The sequence below is a fragment of the Ancalomicrobiaceae bacterium S20 genome (assembly GCA_040269895.1).
GTDB lineage: Bacteria > Pseudomonadota > Alphaproteobacteria > Rhizobiales > Ancalomicrobiaceae > Methyloraptor > Methyloraptor flagellatus.
Window position 1 is genome coordinate 607,362 of record CP158568.1, and the last position, 26,641, is coordinate 634,002.

The following is a 26,641-nucleotide window of genomic DNA, read 5'->3' on the forward strand; positions in this document are numbered from 1 at the left end:
GAATAGTGTGGGTTCGGTTGACGTTTGTGACAGCCAGTGGTCTGCAAACGCACAGAATGACGCTCAACGGGGCTTCGTCTCAGGGGGACGTCATGGGCAATCAAATTCAGGGTTCGAACGGTGCTTCGATCCAGCGGATCCAGGCTTTCAATACCGACAACCAGCCCACGACGAAAAATGTCGGGTCGGACAAGAACGCTGTACTCGAGAATGCGCCGTCGCATCTCGGTGAGTCGACGGACAGTCGCGTCAGTCTCGGCAGCTTCATGAACGAGATGGCCGAGATCAACAATCGCCTCGACAGCCTTCTCTCCGACAAGGTCGTTCCGAACGGCACCGGAACCGAGGGCGGGATCAGCACCCGGCAGGAGCGCGGCTCGACGATCGGCGGCGACAGTCTCGGCAATGACATCGATCAATTGATCCATGAACTCGAAGGTTCGAAGAGCGAACCTTCCAAGGCCGAGACGAAGTCTCGCGGCTTCTTTCAGAAGGCCTGGGACAATTTCAAGAGCTTCGTTGCCGACGTCAAGCAAGGCTGGGCTGAATTCAAGGCCAACGTGAAGGAGAAACTGCCGTCCTTCAGCTTCAAGGGGGTCGTCAAGGAGACCGTCGATCAGGTCGAGACTCACCAGAAGCAAAACGGCGAGGTCAATCAGGCAAAGGTCCGAGAACGGAAGCAGCCGGTCTTCGAGACCAAGAACGATACGCTCGAATTGATCATGCGCGGAAAACCCATTCCGAAAACAACAAAATTTGACCAGATTACTTTTGAGTCCTTTAAGGAAAACGTCCAAGGTCTTATGAAAGACATCAATAGCCAATATGCGCAGGCTAGCAAAACGGACCGGTCGCTGACCAAGGAACAGTTTTTCGATGCCGCAGCCACGAGCATCATCCAGAAGTCCGTGGCCAAAGCGCATGCCGAGTTCAACGACGAGCAGCTCGGGCAATTCGCAGGCAAGCTCAGCGAAAAGTCGTCGGAGGGTAAGTTCGCACGTATCCTTCACGAAAAGATGGTGCACAGCAGAACCGGCGACGGGGCGAAGGAGCTCTTCGAGTCGAAGGCGATCGAGGGCGTTTCCGATCCCAACACCGATTCGGGAACGTTCATCCGACAGACGTCGCAGGAGCCGGTTGCCGCGATCAAGAAATTGATGGCCGGTTTCGGGGGTGCGAAGTTCCAAGAAGACGTTCAGAAGGTTTTCGTCAATTTTTCTAAAAATCCAGAGCTCGGTAATATCTACAATGAACTTTACCAGCTCGGAGTCGAGGATCAGCTTAAGAAAAATTCCGATAAGCCGCCGACGATTACGCTCAGCTCTCCGTTTATCACGCCTGAGATCGCCAAGAGAATTGCTGACCTTACGGTCGATCTCGCGAAGGAGATCGCGAAGGTCAAAATTCCAGATGAAATGAAGGAAAAACTGGGCGAACTGGCAACCAAGATCAACGAGAGAACGGATCCCAACGTGACTGGGGAAAAGCCGCAATTCGTGCACAAGCTCTATTCGGACCAGATCGTTCTCAAGTTTGCCGGAGACGGGTATACGCAGTCGGGAGCCGGCGACAACAAGGTCATGGCGATGATCTATCAGTCGTTCAACAAAGTTGCCAATCAGATCGATAAAGTCTCGGCCAATAATCAAGTCGTCAACTCGGCATTCGCGGAGCAGATGCCGGTCATCCACAAGCAGATCGAAGATATTCTGGTCAGCGCCGGTATGCCTGAAGGCTCGCGTGCGCAGTGGGGCGGCTAATTCACTGGATGCGATCGAAGGGAAATGAGCATGCACGACGTCGAACATGCTCTCGAGGTGATCAAAGAGGCCGCCGGTCTTGCTCAGCTCGAGTTGAACGCCAACAAGCAGGCCGAAATCAAATTTGCCGATGGGTTCGTTGCGCACATCACCCAGATCGACAAAACGAATCTGGAACTGAGCTTCCGTCTTCCGGATCTCGCCTTCGCGAGCACGGGGATGCTGCGTGCGATGATGATGGCCAACTTCCTGGGGGCGGGGACCGGCGCCGGCAGGCTCGCGCTCGACCCCGGCAAGGAGGAGATCCTCTACTGCGAGCGTTGGGACGTGACGGACATCGACGCCCGGAATGTCGCCCGCAAGTTCTCGGAATTCGTCCTCGCGGGCGGCTATTGGCTGACGGAGGGTGGCAATCGGGTGATCGCCGCCGGCGAGGCGTTCGATCGTCCGGTCGTCACGCGCGATCCGGACACCGAGGCGGACAATTTCGATGACGACGGCGCAGAAGGCGAAGACGGTGAAGAGAGGGAGGTTCTCGCGCCGATCTTGATCCGTCTCTGATTCCGGACCGCGACGGGACGGCGGATGGGCGATCGTCGCCGGTCGATATTGTCGCCGGTCCGTGCGGCTGCGCCCCATGCTATACCGGCCGCGAAGCACGGCCGGTTCCGGCCCCGTGCAAGGACGCCCGAGGCCCGATGTTCGTCTCCTACGCCCAGAACGCCGAAGACGTGATCCTGAACCGCATCTTCGCGGGCAAGGCGCGCGGGACCTATGTCGATGTCGGCGCGTCGCATCCGACGCTCGATTCGGTCACGCAGGCCTTCTACGATCGCGGCTGGAACGGCATCAACGTCGAGCCGCTGCCGGACCGGATTGCCGAACTCGCCTATGCCCGGCCGCGCGATCTCAATCTGCGGCTCGCACTCGCCGATCGGCCGGGCACGGCGGTGTTCCACGTGTTTCCGACGCTGCACGGTTTGTCGACGCTGTCGGCCGAGGTCGCGGAGCGTTCGGCGGCGCTCGGCGACGAGCCGTTCCGGGTCGAAGTCGAAGTATCGACGCTCGCGATCGTGCTCGAGGCCGCCAAGGTCGAGACGCTCGATTTCCTGAAGATCGACGTCGAAGGTGCGGAGGCCGCCGTGCTCGCCGGCATGGATTTTTCGCGCTGGCGGCCGACGGTCGTCGTGGTCGAGGCGACCGCGCCGGGAACCCCGCAGCCGAGCCACGAGACCTGGGAGCCGCTGCTCATCGCCGCGCGCTACCGGCCGGTGCTGTTCGACGGGCTCAATCGCTTCTATCTCGCCGAGGAGGCCGCCGCGCTCGCCGAACGCTTCACGACGCCGCCGAATGTGTTCGACGGCCATGTGGTCGCGAAGAGTTTTGGCGATCCGCTCGAGAACCGCGGCCATCCCGACCACGACTTCGCGGTCCATCTGGCCTCGACCTGGCTCAACGCGCTGGCGCTCGCCAGCGACACTGAACTGACCAGGCTCGTCTGCCACGGCCTGCCGGCGCATATTCTCGACGGGCCGGTCAGTGCGGCCGGCGTCGTGGAGGCCTACCGGCGGGTGTTCGGCAAGCGCGTCGGCGAGGGGATCGTCGAGCGCATCGTCGCTTTCGATCCGCGCCCGTCGCTGCGCGAGGTCATCGCCGGCTTTGTCGGCTCCGACCTGTTCCGTGCCGCCCGGGCGCGGGTTGCGGTGCCGAAGCTCAGGTGAGCGGCATGCCTTATCCAGTTCGCGCCGCTCAAGGGAGCGGCGTGCCTTTTCCAGTTTGCGCCGCTCAAGTGAGCGGCGCAGTGGCCGCTTCGAGCCAGGCGGCGGTCTCGGCGTCGAGATAGGGCGTCAGTTCGGCGCGGACGCGGGCGTGATAAGCGTCGATCCAGGTGAGCTCGGCCCGGGTCAACAGTCGCACGTCGATCAGGCGGCGGTCGTAGGGCGCGAGCGTGATGGTCTCGAACCGCATCATGTCGCGCTCGCCGCCCTCGATCGGCGCCGGCGCGGTGACGATGACGAGGTTCTCGATCCGGATGCCATAGGCGTCGGTCTTGTAGTAGCCGGGCTCGTTGGAGACGATCATGCCCGGTTCCAGCGCGACATGGCCGGCCTTGGAGATGCGCTGCGGGCCCTCGTGGACCGACAGATAGGCGCCGACGCCGTGGCCGGTGCCGTGATCGAAGTCGAGGCCGGCCTGCCAGAGCGGCAGGCGGGCGAAGGCGTCGAGATGGGCGCCGGTCGTGCCCTTCGGGAACACCGCCATCGAGATCGCGACGTGGCCCTTGAGCACCCGTGTGTAGCGATCACGCATTTCGGCGCTCGGCGTGCCGATCGCCAGGGTGCGGGTGATATCGGTGGTGCCGTCGCGATACTGCGCGCCGCTGTCGATCAGGAACAGGCTGTCCCGGTCGACCGGCCGGTTGGTTGCGCGGCTGACGCGGTAGTGGACGATGGCGCCGTTCGGGCCGCTGCCCGAGATCGAATCGAAGGAGGTGTCCTTCATCTCGCCGGTCGCACGCCGGAAGCCCTCGAGCGCCTCGACGACGCCGATCTCATCGAGGCCGCCCTTCGGCGCCGTGGCGTCGAACCACGCGAGGAAGCGCGCGAAGGCGACGCCGTCGCGCAGATGCGCGGCGCGCGTGCCGGCGAGCTCGGCCTCGTTCTTCGGCGCCTTCAGCGCGGTCACCGGGTCGGTGCCCTCGACGAGCGCGCCGCCGGCGGCGGTGACGCGATCGGCGAGCTTCGCCGGCACCCATTCCGGATCGATCAGCACCTTCGCGCCGCTTTGGCCGAGCGCGTCGAGCGCGGCGACGAAGGCAGCCGGCGGTGCCACGTCGGCATGCGACTCGAGATGATCACGCTCGACATTGCCGAGCTTATCGGCATCGATGAACAGGCTCGGCCGGCCGTCGCGCGGCAGGATCGCGAAGGCGAGCGGCACCGGATTGTGGGCGATGTCGGCGCCGCGAATGTTGAAGATCCAGGCGATCGAGTCCGGCTGCGTCACGATCAGCGCACCCGCGCCCTTCGCGGCGATCGCCTTGCCGGCGTCGGCGAGCTTTTCGGCGACGTCGCGGCCGGCGAGCTCGATCGGATGCAGCGCGACCTTGCCCTTGGGCGGTGCCGGACGGTCGGTCCAGACGGCATCGAGCGGGTTCGTATCGAGCGCGACCAGTTCGGCCCCGGTGGCGGCCGCTGTCTTGGCGAGGCGGCGCACGCCCGCGACGGTGTGCAGCCACGGGTCATAGCCAATGCGGTCGCCGGCCTTCAGCCGCGTCTCCAGCCAGGCGTGCGGCGGCGTCGCGATCAGGTCGACGATCTCGAACAGGCCCGTGTCAGTCTGGTGGCCGGCCTGCAGCGTGTAGCGGCCGTCGACGAACAGCGCGGCGGTGTCGGCGAGCACGACCGCGACGCCGGCCGAGCCGGTGAAGCCGGAGACCCAGGCGAGCCGCTCGGCCGAGGGCGGCACATATTCGCCCTGGTGCTCGTCGGCGCGGGGGATGAGGAGCCCGGTCAGGCCGCGGGCCTTCAGCTCGGCCCTGAGCTTCGCCACGCGCGGGGCGACGACGGTCGGATCGGCGATGTTGTCGAAGGTCTGGAACATGGCGCGCGCGGCTCCGGAAGGCGGTCGGACGAGAAGGCCGGGGCGCGAGGCGCGCCCGGCGGCGAGGGTCAGCGGGCGAAGATCAACGCCATCCAGTCGTCCTTGGTGACGCTGTCGGCGAGATAGAGACCCTGCATGCGATAGGCCGAGAGCACCATCGATGCGTCCGAGGTGCGCAGGCCGGACAGCACGACCGTCGCGCTCGGCGCGAGCGCGCGGGCAATCGGCGCGGCGAGGCGGGTCAGCGGCCGGGCCAGGATATTGGCGACCACCAGATCATAGGGTGCGGCTTCCGCGAGGCGGCGCGCCTTCATGCCATCGGCGACGATGCACTCGACGAGGCCGAGGCCACCGTTGAGAGCGACGTTCTGCGCGGCGATCTGCACGGCGACCGGATCGATGTCGGTCGCGATCACCGGCACGTGCAGCACGCGCGCGATGGCGAGCGCCAGCACGCCGGTGCCGGTGCCGAGGTCGAGCGGTCGTTCGTAGCGGCGCTGCTTCAGGAGCCGGTCGAGCGCGACCAGGCAGGCCCAGGTGGTGGCGTGGTGGCCGGTGCCGAAGGCGAACTCGGCGTCGATCTCGAGATTGATCGTGTTCGGCGGGCGGCGATCGCGGTCGTGACGGCCATGGACGAAGAAACGGCCGGCCTCGACCGGCTTGCGGATCTCCTCGCTCATGGCGATCCAGTTGGTGTCCATGTCGAGCACGCTCGCCTCGATCGGCGCGCCGAAGCCGTCGGAGCCGAGCACGTCGCGCACGCGCGCGATCGCCTCGTCCGGCTCGACGTCGAACATGATCGTGTCGATCGTCCAGTTCTCGGAATAGGCCGGCGTCTCTTCCTGCGTGACCGGGAAGCCGTCGTCCTCGAAGGCTTCCTCGAGCAGGCGGAAGATGCGGTTGGCCTCTTCGGTGGCGGCGGTCAGGCGGACCTGGACGGTGGGCATGGAGGTCTCCGGAGTGGGTCAGCGCCGCGGGCGTCGCGCGGAGGCGAGGGGCTTTTCGAAGGCGAGGCTCGCCCATTCCTTGATCGCGGTCGAGGCGACGGGAACGAGGCCGCGCGCCCGATAGGCGGCGATCAGGCGGGAGCGCTCGCCGATCCTGAGGCCCGCCACCACCAGCATTGCGCCCGGCGCCATCAGCGGCACGAGCGGACCGGCGAGCCGGCAGAGCGGGTCGGGCAGGATGTTGGCGAGCACGAGGTCGAAGGGGCGGCGGCGCGGATCACCGGGTCGGCGAGGCCGTCGGCGAGCCGGGCCGTGAAGCGCGCGCCGACCGCATTGAGCCGCCGGTTGCGCTCGGCGGTTCTGACCGCGACCGGCTCGATGTCCGAGGCGACCACGCGCGCATCCGGCACGGCCTTCAGCGCGGCGAGGCCGAGAATGCCGGTGCCGGTGCCGAGATCGAGGATGTTGCGTGGCCGCCGGCGCTTCAGCACGCGATCGAGCGCGGCGAGCGACAGAAGCGTCGAGGCGTGGTCGCCGGTGCCGAAAGCTGTTGAAGCCTCGATGACGAGATCGTGGCGGCCGAAGCTCGCCTCCTCCTGCGGGCGATTGTGCTCGCCCCAGATCCGGAACCGGCCGGCGCGGAGCGCCGCGAGCGTGTCGAGCCCGTAGGACGACCAGTCGTCGGCATCGAGCGGGCGCACGGCGGCGCGGCCGAGCAGGGCGCGGGCCGCATCGAGCGCCAGGCCGCCGGCGTCCGCCGCCATGGGCGCGAAGGCGTCGGCGAACAGGTCGAGATCGGGCCGTTCGGGGCAATAGGCCTCGAGGCGCCAGGTGCCGTCGCCGAGGTCGAAGGCGCCGGCCGCATCGGCGAGCATCACGTCGTCGCCGAGCGCATCGGCGAGCGCGGTCGCCACCGCGGCGGTGGCATCGAGGGTCAGGAGAAAGGTCGGCATGGATCCGGAGCTCAGACGGGCTCTCTCCATGCCCCCGGAGGCCACCGTTTGGCAAGCGCCCGCCCGTATGCCGCGGGCATTATGCGCGCAAGGTGGAATCCGTCCAGACCGGATCGGGGCCGCCGTCTCGCCATAGGCTTCGCGCGCTTTCGCCGATCGGCGCGGCGCGCGCCGGTCGGTCCGTGCTCTAGCCTTCGGCCGAGGGCTTGGCGGCGCGGCGGCGCACGAGCGACTCGAGCTCGCCCAGCGCGCTGTCGAGGTCGGGCAGCTGGCGGGCCGCGTCGGAGACGAAGCCGTGGGCGTCCTCGGCCTCGTCGGAGGAGAGATGGCCGTCGGCCATGGCGATGAAGGTCGAGATCTTCTGCGACAGCGCCTTCAGATCCTCGATCTGGTCGAGCACCTTGCGCCAGTCGGCCGTGTCGGGTCCGAGCGGCAGGGACGTCAGGTCCCTGAGCGCCCGGCGCGTCAGCGTCGCCTTCGGCAGCGTCAGCTTGTCGAGGGCGGCGCGCAGGCGGTCCGGGCCCAGATCGGCTTTCGACAGCACGGCGAGCTCGCGGCCCGGCGGGCCGACCTGGACGAGTTCGTCCTCGGAGAGGTTCGACAGCACCAGCACCGGCTTGCGGTCGTCGGTCGAGCCGAGGTGCTCGATCAGGCCGAGACTGGTCTCGGCGCCGAGCCAGAAATCGAGCACGTAGAGATCGAAGTCCTCGGCGGCGATGCGCTCGGCCGCCTCGACCACGCTGTGGGCGACGGTGATCTGGCCGAGTTCGATGCCGACCCGCTGGGCGACCCAGAGGAACAGCCGCTCGTCGACCGCGTCGTCCTCGACGAGCAGAATGCGCATCTCGCGGCCGCCGACCATGGCTGCGACGTTGCCGTCGCTGCGCCTGCGGGCGGATCTGAATGGCAGGACCTTAGACGACGTCATGATGCAACTCCGGACGTTCCCCTGCGTGCCCAGGGCCCGCCGCTGTGTCGATGTTCGAAGGCGGGATGATCAGGCAGAAGGTCGAACCTTCGCCGATCCGGCCGTCCGCCGTCAGTTCAAATCCTTGCGCGCGCGCCGCCGCTGCGGCGATCGTCAGCCCCATGCCGGTCCCGTCGCGGGCCGGCCCGCCGCGCAGGCGGAGGAAGGGCTCGAAGATCGCCCGCGCATGCACCTTGTCGAAGCCGACGCCGTTGTCGGAGACGGTCACGGCAAAGGCGCCGTCTAATCCGACCGGCTTCGCCACGACGGCGATGCGCGCGGGGCGCTCGGGCGAGCGGTACTTCACTGCATTGGAGATCAGATTCAGGAAAATCTGCCGGCAGTGCAGCAGATCTCCCCGGACGATCAGATCTTGATCGATCGTCAGAGATACGTCGGCGCCCGCGTCCCGGATCTGTCGTCCGAGCTGGCGGATCACGCCGTCGACGAAGGGCGCGAGCCGGAAGGTCGACCAGGTCGGCGCCTGCTCGGACATCCGGGCGAAACGGGACATGTCGCGGACCAGAAGCCCGGCGCGGCCGGCGCTGTCCTGGATCACGCCGAGCGCGAACTCGATCTCCTCGGCATCGCCCGTCGTCACCGCCTGCCGAAGAACTTCCGAATAACCGTTCAACTTGCTCAGCGGTTCCTGCAGATCGTGGCAGACGATCCGGTTGAACTGCTTCAAACCTTCGTTGGTTGCGCTGATCTGCTGGTTCAGCCGCTCCAGTTCACGGTTCTGCCGCTCCACCTTGCCGAGCAGGCTGCGCAGTTCCGTGACATCGCGGCCGACGGACTGGATCTCCTCGACCTCGCCGGTCGCGCCATAGAAGATGCGAGAGGTCCAGAATACCGTGGCGATCCGGCCGTCCAGGCGCCGGAAATCCATTTCGGTCGAGATGTACTCTTCGCCGTCCTTGCCGAAGGACTGAAAGATCGCTTCCAGTGCCGCCGGGTCGACCGGTCGCGCGATGTCGGCGACACGGCAGCCGATCAACTGTTCCGGATCGACGCCGTGCGCCTCGGCATAGGCGCGATTGGCGAAGATGATCGTCGTATCGGCGAGACACCGGACGATCATGTCCGGCGTGTCGTCGAGGATGCGCTGTACGAAGGCTCTGTCGATCGCCGCCCGATTTTCGTCGGCGGCGTCGCGCAGGCGCAGGGTGCGCAGCCCGAGAACGTTCGAGCCACCGCTGGCCGCATCCAGCAGGGCCGGCGGCAGGCGGTAGTCGTCCCCGATCTCGATGCTGCTTTCGAGCATGCTCGTTCACTTCCTCACGTCGGCGTGATCACCAACTCTCGGACCATACCAGAGGCAAAACACGCCGCTCGTCAAGTGTAACGCCACGATATCCGTGCTTTGACGTCATAGGCATATGGTCGATTTACGTTACGGCTCGCGCATACGGCGAATTGGCGCGAGAAGATTGACCAGCATATTTGCGCCAGAGATGAAAAAATCCGTAACGCTTCGATAAAGGGGTATCCATAGGGTTGAGATAACATTCCGATTTCGCGATGGGTGCGCGAGGGGTGATCGGTTTTTCTATGCTTGGGCGTTATGAATCGTCTCGATGGACGAATAAATCAGATTCGTGCGGCTTTTCAGGCCGTTGCGGGCAACAGGTGAATACCGTGATGTCGCGTAGATGCCTGTGCCGGTTGCATACAAAGGGCCGGTCGACGGCAGCGTAGAACAGGCCAGGATCAGGGACGAGTAACGAAACTGTCCAGTACACGTTTGCGACCGGCGCGATCGAAATCGATGGTGAGCTTGTTGCCTTCGACTTCGATGACCGAGCCGATGCCGAACTTCTGATGAAAAACCCGTTCGCCGACAGCATAAGTCGCGGCACCGGTCGAAACGCTCTTGGCGACCAGGCTGCCCTCGATCACGCCGCCGAGCTTCTTTTCCCGCAGCGGATTGCCCCATCGGTCGCGTGCCGGGGTCCGGTAGCTGTCGTGATCGAAGCCGCGGCCGGCTTCGCCGAACCCGCCGCGACCGCCGCCACGGCCACCGGCAGCGTCGCCGAAGCGGCCGCGCTGGGCCTCGCCGGGCGCGCGATCGTATTCGTCCTGGGCATAATCGTCGGACGACGAGCCGTAACCCCCGGCTGTGCGGCCGCCGGCCTTGAGCTTCTGGGCGCGCTGCCAGCCGGGCGTCGCGTAGGTCGAGCCGAACGGCTCCATCTGGTCGAATCGGCTGCGGCCGTAGCCGCCGTAGTTCGACTTTGATTCGATCACCTCGACGTGCGGTTCGGGCAGTTCGTCGAGGAAGCGGCTCGGGATCGAGGTCTGCCAGGAGCCGTGGATGCGGCGGTTGGAGGCGAACCAGATCTGCGCGCGCTTCTTGGCGCGGGTGATGCCGACATAGGCGAGGCGGCGCTCCTCCTCGAGCCCGGCGCGGCCGCCCTCGTCGAGCGCGCGCTGGTGCGGGAACAGGCCTTCCTCCCAGCCGGGCAGGAACACGGTATCGAATTCGAGGCCCTTGGCCGAATGCAGCGTCATGACGTTGACGGCGTCGAGCGAGGGATCGTTCTCGGTGTCCATGACCAGGCTGACGTGCTCGAGGAAGGCCGGCAGCGACTCGTAGTCCTCCATGGAGCGCAGCAGCTCCTTGAGGTTTTCGAGCCGCCCCGGCGCTTCGGCCGAGCGGTCGTTCTGCCACATCTCGGTGTAGCCGGACTCGTCCAGGATGATGCCGGCGAGATCGGTGTGCGGCATGTGTTCGAGCTGGGCGCGCCAGCGCGTGAAGCTGTCGACGAGGCCCTTCAGCGATGACCGCGCCTTCGGCTTCAGTTCCTCGGTCTCGACGATCAGGCCGGCGGCGGCGAGCAGCGGTACGCCGCGGGCGCGGGCGAGGCCGTGCACCTGCTGCAGCGAGGCATCGCCGAGGCCACGCTTCGGCACGTTGACGATGCGCTCGAACGCGAGATCGTCGGCCGGCTGGCACGTCGTGCGGAAATAGGCGAGCGCATCACGGATTTCGGCGCGCTCATAGAACCGCGGGCCGCCGACCACGCGATAGGGCAGGCCGAGTGTCACGAAGCGATCTTCGAACTCGCGCATCTGGAACGAGGCGCGGACCAGGATCGCGATCTCGTTCAGCTTGTGGCCGTCGCGCTGGAGCCGTTCGATCTCGTCGGAGATCGAACGCGCCTCTTCCTCCGAGTCCCAGGACGAGGCGACCGCGACCTTCTCCGCGTCGTCGTGGTTCTTCTCGGTGAACAGCGTCTTGCCGAGCCGGCTCTCGTTATGGGCGATCAGATGCGAGGCGGCGGCGAGGATGTGGGTGGTCGAGCGATAGTTGCGCTCGAGCCGGATCACCTTGGCGCCGGGAAAATCGTGCTCGAAGCGCAGGATGTTGTCGACCTCGGCGCCGCGCCAGCCGTAGATCGACTGGTCGTCGTCGCCGACGCAGCAGACGTTCTTGGTCTGCATCGCCAAAAGGCGCAGCCACAGATACTGCGCGACGTTGGTGTCCTGGTACTCGTCGACCAGGATGTAGCGGAACCGGCGCTGGTAGTCGGCGAGCACGTCGGGATGGCGCTGCCAGATCTTGATCACGTGCAGCAGCAAGTCGCCGAAGTCGGTCGCGTTCAGCGTCTTCAGCCGCGCCTGATAGGCGCGGTAGAGGTCGCCGCCCTTGCCGTTGCCGAAGGCCTTGGCCTCGAGCGGCGGGATGTTGTCCGGGTCGAGGCCGCGGTTCTTCCAGGTGTCGATGAAGCTCGCGAGCTGGCGCGCCGGCCAGCGCTTTTCGTCGATGCCCTCGGCCTGGATGATCTGCTTCATCAGGCGAAGCTGATCGTCGGTATCGAGGATGGTGAAGTCCGAGCGCAGGCCGACCAGTTCGGCGTGGCGGCGCAGCACCTTGGTGCCGATGGCGTGGAAGGTGCCGAGCCAGGGCATGCCCTCGACGCGCTCGCCGATCAGATGCGCGATGCGCTCCTTCATCTCGCGCGCCGCTTTGTTGGTGAAGGTGACGGCGAGGATCTCCGAAGGCCGCGCGTGGCCGGTCGCGAGAATATGGGCGATGCGCGTGGTCAGCACGCGCGTCTTGCCGGTGCCGGCGCCGGCGAGCACCAGTACCGGGCCGTCGATGGTGACGATCGCTTCGCGCTGCTCGGGATTGAGGTTGTCGAGATAGGTCGGCGCCGGCATCGCGCGGGCGGCCGCGGCGCGCGCGGCGATGCCGCCGGGGCGCGGCGGGGGCGCGGGCTCGAAGCCGGGGCGCGGCTGGGAACCCGCCAGGCGCGACGGTGCCTCGTGACCCGACGCGCGCGGGGGCGAGTTCACGCCGGGCTGGCGTGGTGCGGCGCCCGGGGCGTCTCCGAAGGGAACATCCTCGAACGGCACGTCTTCGAAGGGCGCGTCCGGCCCGCGGCCGTAGGACGCCTCGTCGGGCGGCGGCGCATCGTCTCCGGGGAAGCGGTCGCCCGGAAAGCCGGCTTCTTCTGGAAAATCCGCGTCGCCCGGAAACCCCTCGTCCCCCGGAAAACCATCCGATCCGGACGGACGCGCCGGTTCCTCCGATCCGAAAGGATCGTCGTAGGCGTCTGCGTGCGGGCGACCGGGGCGGGCTGAGGACATCGATGTTTCCGACTCGTTCTCTTCGCCTACTATAGCAAGATGGCGGCGTCGATGGGGCGGGGGGCGCGGAGCGCACGAAACTGGGGATCATATGGGGGCGGTGGCGCGCCGCCGCATCGGCGGCCGTGCTGCCAGGGCGGCGGACGACGAAGCACGGGCACCCCGGCGCGTTACGACCGGCCTCCCATGCGTGCGTCAGGCTTCATGCGGCTTTCGCGCTTTGCTAGCGTGCCGCTTCGGCGCAGAGCGCCGGGCCAACCAACAAGACGTGTCGGGCAAGACCCGCTGGAGTGAGACGATGACAATGACGGCGCCGCCGATGTTGCGCAACGACGCAGGGATCGCCACCGCGGTCGCGGTCCTGAAGCAGCGCTTCGGCGAGCAGATCTCGACCGGCGAGGCGATCCGCACCCAGCACGGGCACACGCTGACCTGGATTCCGAACCAGATCCCCGACGCGGTCGTGTTCGCCCGCTCCGAGGCGGAGGTGCAGGACGCGGTGAAGATCGCCGCCGCGCACCGCTGCCCGGTCATCCCGTTCGGCACCGGCACATCGCTCGAGGGGCATCTCAACGCGCCGGCCGGCGGCGTCTCGATCGACGTGTCGCAGATGAACCGCGTGCTGCGGGTCAATGCCGAGGATCTCGACTGCGTGATCGAGCCCGGCGTCACCCGCAAGGCGCTCAACGAGACGCTGCGCGACACCGGCCTGTTCTTCCCGATCGATCCGGGCGCCGATGCCTCGCTCGGCGGCATGGCGGCGACGCGCGCCTCCGGCACCAACGCAGTGCGCTACGGCACCATGCGCGAGGCCGTGATGGCGCTGCGCGCGGTCACCGCCGACGGCTCGGTGGTGACGACCTCGCGGCGCGCCAAGAAGTCGGCCGCCGGCTACGACCTGACACGCCTGTTCGTCGGCTCGGAAGGCACGCTCGGCATCTTCACCGAGCTGACCTTGCGGCTCTTCGGCATTCCGGAGGTGATCGGCGCCGGCGTCTGCACGTTCCCGACCGTGAAGGCGGCGGCCGATGCGGTGATCCTGACCATCCAGTCGGGCATTCCGGTGGCGCGGATCGAGCTGCTCGACACGCTGCAGGTCAAGATGGTCAACGCCTATTCGAAGCTGACCCTGCCGGAATCGCCGCTGCTCTTGGTCGAGTTCCACGGCACGGCGGCGGGGGTCGCCGAACAGTCGACGCTGTTCGGCGAGATCGCGGCCGACTGCGGCGGCGGGCCCTATCAGGCGACCACCGAGCCCGAGCAGCGCTCGAAGCTCTGGCAGGCGCGCCACGACGTCTACTGGTCGGTGGTCAACGCCGCACCCGGCAAGCGCGCGGTCGCGACCGACGTGTGCGTGCCGATCTCGCGGCTCGCCGAATGCATCGACGCGACCGCCGCCGACGTCGCCGAGACCGGCATTCTCGCCCCGATCGTCGGCCATGTCGGCGACGGCAACTTCCATGTCCAGCCCCTGGTCGATCCCAATGATCCGGCCGAGATCGCCAAGGTCGAGGCCTTCATCGAGCGGCTGGTCTACCGGGCGCTGGCGATGGAGGGTACCTGCACCGGCGAGCACGGCGTCGGCCAGGGCAAGATGGCCTATCTCGAAGCCGAGCACGGCCCGGAGGCACTCGAGCTGATGCGGCGGATCAAGAAGGCGTTCGACCCGGACGACATTCTCAATCCGGGCAAGATCGTCATCTGACGCGGACCGGGGCGCGATCAGAGCCCCCTCGAAACGCAATCGGCCCGCGGAAGGGCGGGCCGAAGCTCAGGGGCGGCGGATGATCCGTCGCGCCGTCTCAGTGCATGTCGAGCACGATGCGGCCGTCGATCTTGCCCTTTTCCATCTCGGCGAAGATCGCGTTGATGTTGTCGAGCTTGTCCCAGGAGAAATGCGCCTTGACCTTGCCCTCGCCGGCGAAGGCGAGCGCTTCCATGAGGTCGGCGCGGGTGCCGACGATCGAGCCGCGCACGGTGATGCGCTTCAGCACCGTGTCGAAGATCGGCATGGCGAACATGCCCGGCGGCAGGCCGACCAGCGCCATGGTGCCCTTCGGCCTCAGCATGTCGAAGGCCTGTTCGAACGCCTTCGGCGACACGGCCGTGACCAGCACGCCGTGGGCGCCGCCGACGGTCTTCTGCAGGACCTCGCCGGGGTTCTCGTTGCGGGCGTTGACGGTCAGATCCGCGCCGAGCGACTTCGCCAGCGCCAGCTTCTCGTCGGCGACATCGACCGCCGCGCAATGGAAGCCCATGGCCTTGGCATATTGCACGGCCATGTGGCCGAGGCCGCCGACGCCGGTGATCACCACCCAGTCGCCGGGCTTGGCATCGGTCTCCTTCAGCCCCTTGTAGACCGTGACGCCGGCGCAGAGCACCGGCGCGGCCGGGCCGAATTCGAGGCCGTCGGGCAGATGGCCGACGTAGTTCGGGTCGGCGAGGACATAGTCGGCGAAGGTGCCGTCGAGCGAATAGCCGGTGTTCTGCTGGCTGCCGCAGAGCGTTTCCCAGCCGGTGAAGCAATAGGGGCAGTGGCCGCAGGCGGTGTGCAGCCACGGCACGCCGACACGGTCGCCTTCCTTGACGCCGGTGACGCCGGCACCCACCGCCGCGACGTAGCCGGCGCCTTCATGGCCGGGCACGAAGGGCGGCTTCGGCTTGACCGGCCAGTCGCCCTGGGCGGCATGCAGATCGGTGTGGCAGACGCCGGTCGCCTCGACCTTGACCAGGATCGAGCCGGGCCGCACCTCGGGGATCGGGCGTTCCTCGATCACCAGCGGCTGGCCGAAAGCCCGCACCACGGCGGCGCGCATGAGCTTGCTCATTGTCGTCTCCTCGGAAATTGTCGTCCCGTCGCGGCGCATCAAACACGCCGGGCGGCCCGCCCGCCTTGCGCTAGCGCAAACACAGACCGCGAGCGTCGCCGCAAATATTTGTGAGCGTTCGGCTTTCGGATCGCGCGTCTTCCCTTGCGGGAGGAGCTGCTGCGCGCCGACATCTCGTCGCGGGGCGCTGACGGCGACATATTAAGCGCCTAGAGTGCGGCGGGGTGGACCGATCGCGGCGGCAAGCCGGGCTGCGACGGCGGGACGGAGAGCGGGACTTGAATTCGGTCTACATCGGAGCCGGGCTCACCATCATCCTGGCGCTGCTGGCAGCGCTGGTCGGGCCGCTGTTCGTGGACTGGACGGCCTATCGCGCCGTGTTCGAGCGTGAGGGCACGGCGCTGATCGGCCGGCCGGTCACGGTGCTCGGCAGCGCCGATGCACGCCTGCTGCCGGCGCCGTGGATCGCCTTCGACGACGTGGTGATCGGCGATCTAGCGCATCCGCTCGCCAAGATCGGCCGCTTCGAGATGCGGCTCGAACTGACGCCGCTGCTCAAGGGCGAACTGCGCGTCGCCGAGATGCATCTCGACCGCCCGGTCGTGCAGGTCGCGCTCGGCGCGGACGGCAAGGTCGACCTCGGGCCGACGGCGGCGGCCGGCGGGCGCAGCATGGCGGAGGTCGCGCTCGAACAGGCCGAGATCACCGACGGCAAGCTGGTGCTGGAGGACCGTCGTGGCGGCGGCACGGTCGCGATCGGCGCGATCAACGCCAATGCCTCGGCGGCGGCGCTGGTCGGTCCGTGGAAGTTCGAGGGCGGCGGCGCTTGGGCCGGCGGCGCCTGGGGCGAGCGGCCGGTGACGTTCCGGCTGGCGAGCGGCCGGCAGGGCGCGGACGGCGCCTGGCCGCTCAAGCTGCAGGCCGGCTTCGCCGACGATCCCGCGCAGGCGACCTTCGATGCGACCGTGTCGGTCGCCGACGGCCGGCCCAACGCCGCCGGCACGCTGGTCGTCACCCGCGCGCTGCCGCCGAATGTCGAGCCCGCGCCGGAGGACCTGCCGCCGCTCCGGGTCGAGGCCAAGATCAAGGCCGATGCCGCCGGCATCGTGGCCGACCAGCTCGACATCACGGTAGGGGCGGAGGACCGCGCCTATCTCCTGTCGGGCACCGGCGGCATCACGCTCGGCGCGCAGCCGGCGCTGGAGGCGCGGCTCGCGGCCAAGCAGATCGATCTCGATCGCGCGCTCGCCGGCAAGGTCGGCGAGGCGGTCGATATGGCGGAGACGTTGTCGCGCGGCGGCACGGCGCTCAGGCGCCTGCCGCAGCCGCCGGTGCCGGCGCGGCTGTCGCTGACCTTGCCGGGCCTCGTGCTCGGCGGCGGCGTCGTGCAGGACGTGCGGCTGGAGGCACGGTCGCGGCCGGGGGGCTGGGCGATCGACGCGATCGAGGCCAAGCTGCCGGGCCGGACCAGGTTCAACGCCGACGGGCGGCTCGCGCTCGACGAGCGGCTCGGCTTCGACGGTGCGATGAAGATCGTCTCCGACCAGCCGGCGGCCTTCGCCAACTGGTGGTCGCGGGCGCGCGACCTGCCGCGGCTCGAGCCGATCGATGCCGAGGCGAAGCTTTCGATCACGCCGGAGGCGATCAAGGTCGACCAGCTCACCGCCCGCATCGGCACCGCGACGACGCGCGGCTTCGTCGAGTGGGCGCCCGGGCGCGTACCGGCCGAGGGCGGGCGCCTGCGCGCGGCGCTCACAGCCGACCGGCTCGACATCGATCAGATCTCGGCGCTTCGCACGTTGCTCGCCGGCAGTGCCGCGCCGGCCGGTATCGGCGAGCGGCGCAACGGCATCGGCTCGGCCGAACTCGATTTCGACGCCGGCACGCTGGTTGTCGCCGGCGTGGCGCTGAAGGGGTTTCGGCGCGCGGCGTGGTCGCCGAGGACGTGCTGTCGATCGACCGCTTCCAGGTTCGCGACGCCGCCGGCGCCAGCATCGAGGCGCATGGCCGGATCGAGCGCCCGGCGACGACGCCCGACGGGCGCATCGACCTCAAGCTCTCGGCCGATCGGCCGGAGGCACTCGCGCGCGTCGTCGATGCGCTGGCGGGCGGCGCTGCCTGGTCGAAGCGGCTCGTCGCGGCGGCGCCGGCGCTCGGGCCGCTCGCGGTCAACGCGACGCTCGAAGGTCGCGCGAGCACCTCGGTCAGCGATGTGCGCGCCACGGTCAACGGCACGTCGGCGGGGTCGACGCTGGCGCTCGATGGCCGGTTCACGGGCCGCGTCGAGGCGTGGCGGGATGCGACCGTCGAGGTGTCCGGCGGGCTCGACGGACCGGACGGCGCGCGCGTGCTGCGCCAGCTCGGCATCACGGCGCTGTCGTTCAAGGGCGCGACCGGCCGGGTCAGTGCCACGGCCAACGGCGTGCCGGCGAACGGCCTCGACGCCGCGGCGACTGTCGACATCGCCGGCACCCGGCTCGGCTACGTCGGGACGGTGAGGCTGCCGGCGGACGGTTCGGTGCAACTCGACGGCAAGGCGACCGTGGCGGCCAAGGACGTGGTGCAGGCCGCGCTGGTGCTCGGCCAACCGCTTCCGGGGCTCGACCGGACGCTCGGGCTCGATCTTGCGGCCAAGGTGTCGGGCGCCTGGCCGCGCCTCGCCTTCGCCGAACTCGCGGGCCACGCGGCCGATACCGAGGTCAGCGGCGCGCTTGGCGTCGATTTCGCCGCTCTGCCGGTCGCGGTCTCGGGGCGGATCGGGCTCGGCGAGGTCGACCTCGCCGGTCTCGCCGAACTCGGCCTCGGCTCCGGCCCCTTCGAGGCGCCGCTCAAGGCCGGCGAGATCTGGTCCGGCCAGCCGCTCGGCGCGCCGATCCTCGGGCGCAGCGTCCGGCTGGACCTCGATCTGACCGCCGACCGCGCGCTCATCGGACCCTATCGGCTCGATCGCGCCGGCTTGAGGCTGTCGACGCGCGTCGACGAGGTCGGGCTCGAAGGGCTGAAGGCGGCATTCGGGCCGGGCTCCGCGGCCGGCACGCTCCGGATCAAGCGCGCTTCGAACGGCGAGACGACCGTCTCGGGCGACGTCAAGCTCGCCGGCATCGCGCTCGAGGACATCGTCTGGCGCCGCGACGGCCGCTCGGTCGCGACGGGGCGGCTCGATCTCGATGCGACCTTCGAGGGCGGCGGCCGGTCGCTGGCGGCGGTCGCGGCCGGGCTCAACGGCGGCGGCGCGGTGCGCGTGACCGCCGGCGTGCTGCGTTACGTCAATCCGGACGCGTTCCGCGCCATCATCGTGGCGGCGGACGGCGGGCTGGATCTCAAGGAGGACAGGGTCCGCACCGTGTTCCAGAGCTATCTCGACAACGGCCAGATGCCGTTCGACCGGCTCGACGCGGCCTTCTCGATGGCCGGCGGCGTGGCGCGCGCCGGCGAGGCGGTGGTCGAGAGCGCTGGCGCGGACGCGCGGCTCGGTGGCGTTCGACCTCGCGCGCTGGAAGCTCGATGCCGACTGGACGCTGACGGTCGATCCCGGCAAGGGCAACACGGTGACGGGCGCGCAGGCGCAGGTCGGCGTCGTGTTCTCCGGGCCGCTCGACCGGCCGTCGCGGCGGCTCGACGTCGCGCCGCTCGCCGCCTTCCTGACGCTGCGCGCCTTCGAACGCGAGGTCGCGCGCATCGAGGCGATGCAGGCCGACATCATGGAGCGCGAGCGCTTCGCCCGCGAACTGCGCCGGCTCCGGCAGGAGAATGCTCGTCGCGTGCAGGAGCAGCAGCAGGCCGAGGAGGCGCGCAAGGCCGACGAGGCGCGCAAGGCGGCGGAGGCGGCGCGCAAGGCCGAAGAGGAGCGCAAGCGCCAGCTCGAGGCGCCGAAGCCCGCGGGCCAGATCGATCCGCCGGCCGGTAGCGGTTCGGCTGCGGCGCCAACGTCCGGCGGCCGTGCCACGACCGCTCAGGCCAACGAGGTCGGGCCGGGCGCCGGAGGCGCTGCTGCGGGGGCCGCGTCTGCTGGGGCACCATCCTCCGCCGGCACGCCGAGCTCAAGCCCGGCTCCGACGACCGGACAGGTCGCCGCTCCGTCGTCGCCGGCTGCGCCGGACGCCTTGCCGCCGCTCGATCCGACCATTCAGATCGCCCCGGCGCCGCCGGTGCTCGGCTCTCCGCGGCCGGCGACCGGCGGCAATGCGCCGTTGGTGCTGTCGCCGAGCGGGACGCCGTGATCGAGCGCCGCCCGACCACGGCAGCCGTGATCATCGGATAGCTGCATCCGGGATCGGTTTGGTCAGGCGATCACCGTCGTCGCGCCCGTGTCCGGCGTGAGCGCCGTGGCGGCCTCCAGCCGCGCGCGGAAATCGGCGAGCACGGCGAGGCGCAGGGCGGAGGCGAGGTTCGCGGTGCCGCGGGCGACGTCGATCTCGGCGATCAGCGCGGCGAGCGGCAGCGCGCGACGGGCGGCTTGATCGTCGAGCGCCGCCCAGAATTCCGGCTCGAGCGCGATCGAGGTGCGGTGGCCGGCGATGGTGACGGAGCGCTTCAGCATGATCGCGGGCTCACCGGTCCGGATCGCGGCTCGGCGATGTCTCGGGTGGGGGCGTCTCGGGCGGCGACATGTCGGGTGGGGATGACGGATCGGCGGTCGCTTCGACGTCGGCGCGACCACCCCAGGCTGGTTTTTGCTCCGCTTCGAGACGATGCCCCTCGATCGCGCGATCGGCGCGCTCGGCCTCGCGGCGGAGGCCGTCCTTCTCGGCTTTGGTGCGGCCGAAGCGGATGCGGTTTTCCTCGGCTGTGGTCTTGGCCGCCGCGCGCGCCTTGGCCTTGCGCGCGCGGTTGAGGTTCACGATCTCGCCCATCTCTGGCCTCCCGCCGATCTGGAGCTGTATCCGAGCACATCGGTGCCGCAGCGGATCAGGAAGCGGATCCGCCGGTCAGGTCTTCTTGCGGAACTGGTCGAGCGACACCACCGTCGCCTTCGGCGGCTCGGCCGGCTTTTCGTCCTTGGCCGCATCGGCCTTCACGTCAGTCTCGGGCTTCGGCTCGGCCTTGTCGGCGAGCTTGGCCGCGGGCTTCAGCGGCTCGACCGGCGCCGGCGCCGGAGCGATCGCCGGCAGTGCGGGGGCGACGACATCGTCCTGCGCCGTCTCGGTGTCGACCGGCTTCAGCACCGGCTTGGCCGGCGCTTCGGCCGGCTTGGTCTCGCCCTTCGCCTCGCCCTCGCGGGCGACCTCGAACTGCAGGCCGAACTGCACCGACGGGTCGAAGAAGCCCTTCACGGCGACGAAAGGCACCAGCAGCTTCTCCGGGATGCCGCTGAACGACAGGCCGACCTCGAAACCGTGGTCGGTGACGGTCAGATCCCAGAACTGGTGCTGGAGGACGATGGTCATCTCCTCGGGATAGCGCGCGCGGATGCGGCTCGACAGGCGCACGCCGGGATGCTGCGTGTCGAAGGAGATGTAGAAATGATGCTGCCCCGGCAGGCCGGTCTGCGCCACCTCGGCGAGGATCTTGCGAACCACGCCGCGCAGGGCGTCCTGCACCAGGACGTCGTATCGAATGAGGTCTTGAGTCATGGGCGGAGTTTGGAGCCGGGCGCGGGACCGCGCAAGTCCGAATGGCAACGGCCGGGCCATAAGGCCGGCGAGCATCCGGGGCGGTCGGGGGAAGGGAAGGGGATGAGTGGAGGCTTCTGTTGCCAGGTGCCTCCGAACCCCGCCTTACGGTGCTACCCGCAAGGACTTGAAACCGGGTACGTCAACCGCATTACGCGGCGACGGCCACCGGAGCATAGTTGTCATTCGCAACTATTGTTCGGCCCGATGACGGTGGTACCATGCCGGGCAAAAGATCGGTTTTTAGACCCTCGTCGATCCTAGTTCGCCCCCGCCGGAACCCACGTCGGACTGTCGTCAACGCGGGCTCGGGTGGAGGCGCCGGGTACTGCCCCCGGGTCCGAAAGGCTTATTACACCGCTCGTTTATCGCCATAGTCGCCCTTGCGGGTGACGGAGCGAATATAGGCGCGGCCCGCGGCGAGGGAAAGCCCCCGTCGCGGGCCAATCGTGTCCGCTTGTGGATGGTCGCTTGTGGATGGTCGCTTGGGGATGAGCGCCCGCGGGCGCCCTCAGTCGAACCGCCAGCGTTCCTCGTCGCGCCGGCCACGGGTTGCCGCGAGCAGGACCGACACATAGGGGTCGGACGGGTCCGGGCGTCCGCCGGGGCGGAGGCCGAGGTCGTCGAGCAGGCGGGCGTCGGCCGCGTCGAGCGGCGCGCCGCGCAGCCGGCGTTGCCGGCGCATCCGGCCCCAGGCGGCGGCGAGAGTCCGGACGACGGCGCGAAAGGCGGTGCGCGTGTCGAGCACGAAGCCCATGGCGATCGAGGGGCCGAAGCCCTCGGCCTGGCGGGTGATTTCAAGAGCGGCGTCACGCATGGCGTAGGTCTCCCGTTCGCGGGCACGACGCCATCGCGCCGGCCGCGGTCAATCGGTCGGTTTCAAGGGGAATTCCGGTTGTGTCGGCGTCGGAGGCTGATGCGGCGATCGGCAGGGCCTCGCCGGGGGTCGGCCACCCACGGACTGGTTTCACCAGGAGGAGCGCCGTCGGCGGCTCCGTTTCGATGGCACCACCATGCGTCCGCTGGATTGATCAATCAAACGAAAAGGATTAAAGTCTCTCGTCAATGAGGCTGACAATTGAGCCGGCGCTTCAAAGGCGCGCCGGCGGTCGAACCCATCGCCGAGACGTGCCGTCGAAATGACGGATCGGCCGAGCGGTTCGAGGACGGCGAGGAGGCGGACATGGCGCTGGTGGCGGATTGCGGACAGCCGGGGTTCGGGGCGGTCGGCCCGGGTCTCGAAATCGATCTTCTGCGCACGCTGGTGGCGATCGTGAACACCGGCAGCTTCAGCCGTGCGGCGACGGCGGTCTACCGCACGCCCTCGGCGGTCTCGATGCAGATGAAGCGGCTGGAAGAGATCGTCGGCAAGCCGATCTTCGCCAAGGACGGCCGCTCCGTGGCGCTGACCCCCACGGGCGAAGAACTGGTCGGCTACGCGCGCCGGATCCTGCAGCTCTCCGACGAGGCGCTGAGCCGGTTCCGCTGCCAGTCGACCACCGGCGTCGTCCGGCTCGGCACGCCCGACGACTACGCGACCCGCTTCCTGCCGCCGATCCTTGCGCGTTTCGCCGCGACCCATCCGATGGTGCAGGTCGACGTGACCTGCCTGTCGAGCACGTCGCTCTTGCCGCTGCTCGACGAGGGCACGCTCGACATCGCGCTGGTCAGCGTCTGCTCGGCGCACACGCCGAACACGATCGTGCATCGCGAGCCGCTGGTCTGGGCCGGCGTCAAGCGCGGCGTGGCGCACGAGCGCCGGCCGCTGCCGCTGGCGCTGTCCGGACCGACGTGCTCGTGGCGGCTGCGCGCGCTCGGCGAGCTCGACACGCGCAACATCCCCTACCGCGTCGCCTATACCAGTCAGCACTACATCGGCCAGGTCGCGGCGCTGCTCGCCGATCTCGCGGTCGCGCCCTTGCCGGCGAGCGTGGTGACCGGCGATCTCGGCCTTGTCGACGATCCGTCGCTGCCACCGCTCGGCTATTACGAGATCGACCTCAAGACCTCGCCGCGCGCCTCGGGCCCGGCCTTCGAGGCGCTGCTCAGCCACATCCGCCAGAGCTTCGTCGAAGAACAGGCGCGGGCGATGCCGGGAAGCGGGATGCCGACCAATGTGATGGCCGTCGCGTAAAGTGCCGGCTTCGCTTCGCCCGCTCTCGGCTGCGCGCGCAACATGTTGTTGATCGGTCGCTCGCCGGTACTACACTTGCGACCTGCGATCGGCGTAGAACGCTCTCACTCAGACGGGGCGTGGTTCCGAGTCCCCGCGGCGGATGCGCCTCCGCCGCGCTCGAGCCACCGGCCGGCTCAGGCCCGGAGGATCCCATGGAGCAGTATCACGACCTGATGCGCCGCGTGCTCGACGAGGGCGTCGTCAAGCACGACCGCACCGGCACCGGTACGAAATCGGTGTTCGGCCACCAGATGCGCTTCGACCTGCGTGACGGCTTTCCGCTGGTCACCACCAAGAAGCTGCATCTGAAGTCGATCGTGCACGAGCTCCTGTGGTTCCTGCAGGGCGACACCAACATCCGCTACCTGAAGGAAAACGGCGTCTCCATCTGGGATGAATGGGCCGACGCCAATGGCGATCTCGGACCGGTCTACGGCCACCAGTGGCGGAACTGGCCGACGCCGGACGGGTCGACGATCGACCAGATCGCCTGGGTCGAGAACGAGATCCGGCGCAATCCGGATTCGCGCCGGCTGATCGTCACGGCCTGGAACCCGGCGGATATCCCGCGGATGAAGCTGCCGCCCTGCCATCTCCTGTTCCAGTTCTACGTCGCCAACGGCCGGCTCTCCTGCCAGCTCTACCAGCGCTCGGCCGACATCTTCCTCGGTGTGCCGTTCAACATCGCGAGCTATGCGCTGCTGACCATGATGATGGCGCAGGCGACCGGGCTCGAGCCGGGCGACTTCGTCCATTCGCTCGGCGACGCGCATCTCTACCTGAACCATCTCGAGCAGACGCGGCTGCAGCTCGCGCGCGAGCCGCGGCCGCTGCCGACCATGAGCCTCAACCCGGATGTGAAGGGCATCTTCGGCTTCCGCTACGAGGATTTCCGGTTGGAAGGCTACGCGCCGCACCCGCATATTTCGGCGCCGGTGGCGGTCTGAGACGGTCTGACGGGCAGGGCGGTTTCGGCTCCGCCCGCCACATTTTCGCTCGGCTCCGCGCCTAGCTCGGGAGGCCTCCTTCGAGCCGACCGCAAACCGGAGCCGACCCTCATGCGTTCGTTCGTTCTCGCACTTCTCGCCGTCGTCGCGGCGAGCGCGCCGGCGCATGCCGATCTCGACGCCGCGATCCTCGATGCCAAGGTCAAGCCGCTCGCCGAGAAGACCGCCGGCGGCCGGCTCGGCGTCGGCGTGCTCGACGTCGCGAGCGGCCAGACCTGGTATCTCGACCAGAGCCACCTGTTCCCGATGCAGAGCGTGTTCAAGGCGCCGCTCGGCGTCGCGGTGATGCAGGCGGTCGACCGGCATCGGCTGGCGCTCGAACAGCCGGTCACGATCGCACGCAGCGACCTCGCCATGCAGTGGAGCCCGATCGCCAAGGAGTTCGGCACCGCCGACAAGAAGGTGCTGACGGTCAAGGATCTGGTGAAGGCGGCGGTCTCGTTCAGCGACAACACCGCGGCCGACGTGCTGATGCGGCTGGTCGGCGGCCCGAAGGCGGTGACGGCCGCGCTGGTCGACAACGGCATTTCCGGCATCCGCGTCGATCGCTACGAGCGCGAGCTGCAGCCCGATGTGGTCGGCGTGCCGCCCTATGTCGCCGGTGACGTGATCGACCAGAAGGAATGGGAGGGCCTGCGCGCCGCCATGCCGGTCGAGCTCAAGAAGGCGTCGCTGAAGGCCTATCTGGAGGACGATCCGCGCGATACGGCGACGCCGGAGGGCGCGCTCGCGTTTCTCGCCGCGCTCGACAAGGGCGCGCTGATCTCGCCGGTCTCGACCGCGATGTTGATCCGGCTGATGACCGACACGCCCTCGGGTCCGAATCGGATCAAGGCGGGTCTGCCGCAGGGGGCGACGCTCGCCCACAAGACCGGCGGCGGCCCGGATGTCGAAGGCGTCAATTCCGCCTCGAACGATATCGGCATCGCGACGCTGCCCGGCGGACGCAAGGTCATCATCGCGGTGTTCCTTGCCGGCTCAACGGCGCCGGAAGCCGAGCGCGACGCGCTCTTCGCCGATGTCGCGCGCGCGGTTGTCGAGGCGGTGCGATACCGCTAAGCGAGGGGGCATGAGCGCTTCAACGACCTCCGCCCCCGTGTCCGTCCCTCCCGCATCGGCCCCAAAGGCCTCCGCGCCCGACACCTCCCTCACGATCCGCCGCGCCGTGGCGGGCGACGAGGCGACCGTGTTCGGCTTCGTGATGAAGCTCGCCGAATACGAGAAGCTCGCCCACGAGGTCGAGGCGACGCCCGCCGGTATCGGTGCAGCGCTGTTCGGACCCGCGCCGCGTGTGTTCTGCGAGATCGCCGAGGTCGATGGCCGGCCGGTCGGTTTCGCGCTGTGGTTCTACACCTTCTCGACCTTCCAGGGCCGCCTCGGGCTCTATCTCGAGGACCTGTACGTCGATCCGGAGCTGCGCGGCCGCGGCATCGGCAAGGCGCTGTTCGCCCGGCTCGCCGAGATCTGCCGCGGCGAAGATCTCGGCCGGCTCGAATGGCAGGTGCTCGACTGGAACGCGCCGTCGATCGCGTTCTACCGCTCGCTCGGTGCCGTCCCCAAGGACGAGTGGACCAAGTACAGGCTCGACGGCGAGGCGCTCGCCCGGCTCGCGACAGGCGCGGGCGCATGAGCACGGCGTCTCCCGCTCCGATCGAGATCGTGATCGTGGTCGCGGTGGCGAAGAACGGCGTGATCGGCCGCGAAAACGACATGCCGTGGCGGATCTCGACCGACTTCAAGCGGTTCCGCCGCATCACCATGGGGCGGCCCATCATCATGGGGCGCAAGACGTTCCTGTCGATCGGCAAGCCGCTCGACGGTCGCACCAACATCGTCGTGACGCGCGATCCCGTGTTCCGCCCCGAGGGGGCCGAGGTCGCGGCCTCGCTCGACCTGGCGATCGAACGGGCGAAGGCGGTCGCGGCGGCGAGCAGCGTCGGCGAGATCATGATCGGCGGCGGCGGCGAGATCTATCGCCAGGCGCTGCCGCTCGCGACGCGGGTCGAGCTGACCGAGGTGGCGCTCGAACCGCCGGTCGAGGGCGCGGCGGTGTTCCCGACGCTCGACCCCGCCGCGTGGCAGGAAGTCGCGCGCGTTGCGGGCGAACGCGGGCCGAAGGACGAGGCGGATTTCGCCTTCGTCACTTATCGGCGGCGCTGAAGTTGACAATAACCTGACCAAGCACCACGTCAGCC

24 protein-coding genes and 1 other RNA gene are annotated in these 26,641 nt (G+C 68.5%); 11 read left to right on the forward strand and 14 right to left on the reverse strand.

Annotation, left to right across the window (positions count from 1 at the left end; translation table 11 throughout):
• Nucleotides 1-92: 92 nt before the first annotated feature.
• The 3 genes from ABS361_02870 to ABS361_02880 all read left to right on the forward strand — a co-directional run bounded on the left by ABS361_02870 (nucleotide 93) and on the right by ABS361_02880 (nucleotide 3,481).
• Nucleotides 93-1,760: a hypothetical protein gene (locus ABS361_02870; protein ID XBY45249.1), complete on the forward strand. Its 1,668-nt coding sequence runs from the start codon at nucleotides 93-95 to the stop codon at nucleotides 1,758-1,760.
• Nucleotides 1,761-1,790: 30 nt separating this feature from the next.
• The gene (locus ABS361_02875) at nucleotides 1,791-2,321 is read left to right on the forward strand and encodes a type III secretion system chaperone (protein XBY45250.1); all 531 of its coding nucleotides are present in this window, start codon (nucleotides 1,791-1,793) and stop codon (nucleotides 2,319-2,321) included.
• 137 nt (nucleotides 2,322-2,458) lie between these two features.
• Nucleotides 2,459-3,481, forward strand: coding sequence for an FkbM family methyltransferase (locus tag ABS361_02880; GenBank protein ID XBY45251.1), 1,023 nt, complete (start codon nucleotides 2,459-2,461; stop codon nucleotides 3,479-3,481).
• Nucleotides 3,482-3,545: 64 nt separating this feature from the next.
• Here ABS361_02880 and ABS361_02885 read toward each other — a convergent pair whose 3' ends face one another.
• The 7 genes from ABS361_02885 to ABS361_02915 all read right to left on the reverse strand — a co-directional run bounded on the left by ABS361_02885 (nucleotide 3,546) and on the right by ABS361_02915 (nucleotide 12,484).
• The gene (locus ABS361_02885) at nucleotides 3,546-5,363 is read right to left on the reverse strand and encodes an aminopeptidase P family protein (protein XBY45252.1); all 1,818 of its coding nucleotides are present in this window, start codon (nucleotides 5,361-5,363) and stop codon (nucleotides 3,546-3,548) included.
• Between the two features lie 68 nt (nucleotides 5,364-5,431).
• Entirely contained in the window at nucleotides 5,432-6,310 is an 879-nt protein-coding gene (locus tag ABS361_02890; GenBank protein XBY45253.1) for a 50S ribosomal protein L11 methyltransferase, read from the reverse strand.
• 18 nt (nucleotides 6,311-6,328) lie between these two features.
• Nucleotides 6,329-6,562 carry a 50S ribosomal protein L11 methyltransferase gene (locus tag ABS361_02895; protein XBY45254.1) on the reverse strand — a complete coding sequence of 78 codons (234 nt, stop codon included), beginning with the start codon at nucleotides 6,560-6,562 and terminating at the stop codon, nucleotides 6,329-6,331.
• Nucleotides 6,502-7,263 carry a 50S ribosomal protein L11 methyltransferase gene (locus ABS361_02900; GenBank protein XBY45255.1) on the reverse strand — a complete coding sequence of 254 codons (762 nt, stop codon included), beginning with the start codon at nucleotides 7,261-7,263 and terminating at the stop codon, nucleotides 6,502-6,504. Before ABS361_02900 ends, ABS361_02895 begins: the two co-directional genes overlap by 61 nt.
• Before the next feature lie 187 nt (nucleotides 7,264-7,450).
• A complete protein-coding gene (locus ABS361_02905) occupies nucleotides 7,451-8,191 on the reverse strand; it encodes a hypothetical protein (GenBank protein ID XBY45256.1) in 741 nt (246 codons plus the stop codon).
• Nucleotides 8,178-9,494 carry an ATP-binding protein gene (locus ABS361_02910; GenBank protein ID XBY45257.1) on the reverse strand — a complete coding sequence of 439 codons (1,317 nt, stop codon included), beginning with the start codon at nucleotides 9,492-9,494 and terminating at the stop codon, nucleotides 8,178-8,180. Before ABS361_02910 ends, ABS361_02905 begins: the two co-directional genes overlap by 14 nt.
• A 446-nt stretch (nucleotides 9,495-9,940) precedes the next feature.
• A complete protein-coding gene (locus ABS361_02915; GenBank protein ID XBY46790.1) occupies nucleotides 9,941-12,484 on the reverse strand; it encodes a UvrD-helicase domain-containing protein in 2,544 nt (847 codons plus the stop codon).
• Nucleotides 12,485-13,121: 637 nt separating this feature from the next.
• On the opposite strand from ABS361_02915, the gene ABS361_02920 reads away from it, so the two are divergent.
• Nucleotides 13,122-14,528, forward strand: coding sequence for an FAD-linked oxidase C-terminal domain-containing protein (locus ABS361_02920; GenBank protein ID XBY45258.1), 1,407 nt, complete (start codon nucleotides 13,122-13,124; stop codon nucleotides 14,526-14,528).
• Nucleotides 14,529-14,625: 97 nt separating this feature from the next.
• Here ABS361_02920 and adhP read toward each other — a convergent pair whose 3' ends face one another.
• Complete coding sequence (gene adhP / locus ABS361_02925; protein ID XBY45259.1) at nucleotides 14,626-15,651, reverse strand: alcohol dehydrogenase AdhP; 1,026 nt, start codon at nucleotides 15,649-15,651, stop codon at nucleotides 14,626-14,628.
• 278 nt (nucleotides 15,652-15,929) lie between these two features.
• Here adhP and ABS361_02930 point away from each other — a divergent pair, with 278 nt between their 5' ends.
• On the forward strand, nucleotides 15,930-18,149 hold the full coding sequence (locus ABS361_02930) for an AsmA family protein (GenBank protein XBY45260.1): 2,220 nt from the start codon (nucleotides 15,930-15,932) through the stop codon (nucleotides 18,147-18,149).
• A gap of 137 nt (nucleotides 18,150-18,286) precedes the next feature.
• Nucleotides 18,287-19,558, forward strand: coding sequence for an AsmA-like C-terminal region-containing protein (locus ABS361_02935; GenBank protein ID XBY46791.1), 1,272 nt, complete (start codon nucleotides 18,287-18,289; stop codon nucleotides 19,556-19,558).
• Between the two features lie 219 nt (nucleotides 19,559-19,777).
• Here the strand turns inward: ABS361_02935 and ABS361_02940 are convergent, their stop codons facing one another.
• The 6 genes from ABS361_02940 to ABS361_02965 form a co-directional block, all read right to left on the reverse strand.
• Nucleotides 19,778-19,918 (reverse strand): hypothetical protein, encoded by a 141-nt coding sequence (locus ABS361_02940; protein XBY45261.1) that lies wholly within the window; start codon nucleotides 19,916-19,918, stop codon nucleotides 19,778-19,780.
• 15 nt (nucleotides 19,919-19,933) lie between these two features.
• Nucleotides 19,934-20,191 carry a ribbon-helix-helix domain-containing protein gene (locus ABS361_02945; protein ID XBY45262.1) on the reverse strand — a complete coding sequence of 86 codons (258 nt, stop codon included), beginning with the start codon at nucleotides 20,189-20,191 and terminating at the stop codon, nucleotides 19,934-19,936.
• Between the two features lie 10 nt (nucleotides 20,192-20,201).
• Complete coding sequence (locus tag ABS361_02950; protein XBY45263.1) at nucleotides 20,202-20,504, reverse strand: DUF4169 family protein; 303 nt, start codon at nucleotides 20,502-20,504, stop codon at nucleotides 20,202-20,204.
• A 75-nt stretch (nucleotides 20,505-20,579) separates the two neighbouring features.
• Nucleotides 20,580-21,224 carry a ClpXP protease specificity-enhancing factor SspB gene (locus tag ABS361_02955; GenBank protein ID XBY45264.1) on the reverse strand — a complete coding sequence of 215 codons (645 nt, stop codon included), beginning with the start codon at nucleotides 21,222-21,224 and terminating at the stop codon, nucleotides 20,580-20,582.
• 105 nt (nucleotides 21,225-21,329) lie between these two features.
• Nucleotides 21,330-21,696: a transfer-messenger RNA gene (ssrA, locus tag ABS361_02960) on the reverse strand.
• A gap of 78 nt (nucleotides 21,697-21,774) precedes the next feature.
• Nucleotides 21,775-22,080: a hypothetical protein gene (locus ABS361_02965; protein XBY45265.1), complete on the reverse strand. Its 306-nt coding sequence runs from the start codon at nucleotides 22,078-22,080 to the stop codon at nucleotides 21,775-21,777.
• Nucleotides 22,081-22,446: 366 nt separating this feature from the next.
• On the opposite strand from ABS361_02965, the gene ABS361_02970 reads away from it, so the two are divergent.
• The 5 genes from ABS361_02970 to ABS361_02990 all read left to right on the forward strand — a co-directional run bounded on the left by ABS361_02970 (nucleotide 22,447) and on the right by ABS361_02990 (nucleotide 26,606).
• The gene (locus tag ABS361_02970) at nucleotides 22,447-23,397 is read left to right on the forward strand and encodes a LysR substrate-binding domain-containing protein (protein ID XBY45266.1); all 951 of its coding nucleotides are present in this window, start codon (nucleotides 22,447-22,449) and stop codon (nucleotides 23,395-23,397) included.
• A gap of 194 nt (nucleotides 23,398-23,591) precedes the next feature.
• A complete protein-coding gene (locus tag ABS361_02975) occupies nucleotides 23,592-24,386 on the forward strand; it encodes a thymidylate synthase (protein ID XBY45267.1) in 795 nt (264 codons plus the stop codon).
• A gap of 111 nt (nucleotides 24,387-24,497) precedes the next feature.
• Entirely contained in the window at nucleotides 24,498-25,505 is a 1,008-nt protein-coding gene (gene bla / locus ABS361_02980) for a class A beta-lactamase (protein ID XBY45268.1), read from the forward strand.
• A gap of 142 nt (nucleotides 25,506-25,647) precedes the next feature.
• Complete coding sequence (locus ABS361_02985) at nucleotides 25,648-26,076, forward strand: GNAT family N-acetyltransferase (protein ID XBY46792.1); 429 nt, start codon at nucleotides 25,648-25,650, stop codon at nucleotides 26,074-26,076.
• Nucleotides 26,073-26,606: a dihydrofolate reductase gene (locus tag ABS361_02990; protein XBY45269.1), complete on the forward strand. Its 534-nt coding sequence runs from the start codon at nucleotides 26,073-26,075 to the stop codon at nucleotides 26,604-26,606. The genes ABS361_02985 and ABS361_02990 overlap by 4 nt, the downstream gene beginning before the upstream one ends.
• Nucleotides 26,607-26,641 lie beyond the last annotated feature (35 nt).